Here is a 1,129-nt window from a genome sequence, read left to right on the forward strand (position 1 = left end):
TTTTTGCAATAAAAAAGAAAATGTCAGAAACATTTTCTGAAAAATGGTGGAGCTTAGCGGGATCGAACCGCTGACCTCCTGCGTGCAAGGCAGGCGCTCTCCCAGCTGAGCTAAAGCCCCAAATAACATATTCGTTATAATGGTCGGGAAGACAGGATTTGAACCTGCGACCCCCTGGTCCCAAACCAGGTGCTCTACCAAGCTGAGCCACTTCCCGTAAAAAACATGGCGCGCCCTGAGAGATTCGAACTCCCGACCTTTTGATTCGTAGTCAAACACTCTATCCAGCTGAGCTAAGGGCGCATGTATGTGGTGCCGAGGACCGGAATCGAACCGGTACGGTAGTCACCTACCGCAGGATTTTAAGTCCTGTGCGTCTGCCAGTTCCGCCACCCCGGCACATACAATAACAATAACTTTGGAGCGGAAGACGGGATTCGAACCCGCGACCCCAACCTTGGCAAGGTTGTATTCTACCACTGAACTACTTCCGCAAACTTATTTAATTATCAAATGGAAATTGGTGCGGGTGAAGGGACTCGAACCCCCACGTCAAAGACACTAGATCCTAAGTCTAGCGCGTCTGCCAATTCCGCCACACCCGCGTGTATAAATGGTGAGCCATGAAGGATTCGAACCTTCGACCCTCTGATTAAAAGTCAGATGCTCTACCAACTGAGCTAATGGCTCGTGCAAAATGGTGCCGGCTAGAGGACTTGAACCCCCAACCTACTGATTACAAGTCAGTTGCTCTACCAATTGAGCTAAACCGGCAAGTAAGAATAAATGGTGGAGGATGACGGGTTCGAACCGCCGACCCCCTGCTTGTAAGGCAGGTGCTCTCCCAGCTGAGCTAATCCTCCATTTTATATCTAGCCTAGCGACGTCCTACTCTAACAGGGGGAAACCCCCAACTACCATCGGCGCTAAAGAGCTTAACTTCCGTGTTCGGTATGGGAACGGGTGTGACCTCTTTGCCATCATCACTAGACCAGATTAGCGAGTTATTTTTTATCTCGACAAGATAAAATTATACTCTATGTAATTCTTAAAAGCAAGAGATTTTTTAAATGATTTTCATCATTTTTTTATGTTCTCTCAAAACTAGATACGACGTTTCCAAACGTTA

At 47.5% G+C, this 1,129-nt stretch carries 9 tRNA genes and 1 rRNA gene; all 10 read right to left on the reverse strand.

From position 1 onward, the window contains the following. Positions 1-44: 44 nt before the first annotated feature. Positions 45-120 (reverse strand) — tRNA-Ala (locus IHV10_RS22600). Positions 121-140: 20 nt separating this feature from the next. Then, a tRNA-Pro gene (locus IHV10_RS22605) sits at positions 141-217 on the reverse strand. A gap of 9 nt (positions 218-226) precedes the next feature. Further along, a tRNA-Arg gene (locus IHV10_RS22610) sits at positions 227-303 on the reverse strand. A 7-nt stretch (positions 304-310) separates the two neighbouring features. Continuing rightward, positions 311-399, reverse strand: a tRNA-Leu gene (locus IHV10_RS22615). A gap of 20 nt (positions 400-419) precedes the next feature. Continuing rightward, positions 420-494, reverse strand: a tRNA-Gly gene (locus IHV10_RS22620). A gap of 27 nt (positions 495-521) precedes the next feature. Then, positions 522-605 (reverse strand) — tRNA-Leu (locus tag IHV10_RS22625). 9 nt (positions 606-614) lie between these two features. After that, positions 615-690, reverse strand: a tRNA-Lys gene (locus tag IHV10_RS22630). Between the two features lie 8 nt (positions 691-698). Next, a tRNA-Thr gene (locus IHV10_RS22635) sits at positions 699-774 on the reverse strand. Between the two features lie 13 nt (positions 775-787). Then, positions 788-863, reverse strand: a tRNA-Val gene (locus tag IHV10_RS22640). Between the two features lie 12 nt (positions 864-875). Continuing rightward, positions 876-991 (reverse strand): 5S ribosomal RNA (rrf, locus tag IHV10_RS22645). Between the last annotated feature and the right edge of the window lie 138 nt (positions 992-1,129).

Source organism: Fictibacillus sp. 5RED26, assembly GCF_015903895.1.
GTDB lineage: Bacteria > Bacillota > Bacilli > Bacillales > Fictibacillaceae > Fictibacillus > Fictibacillus phosphorivorans.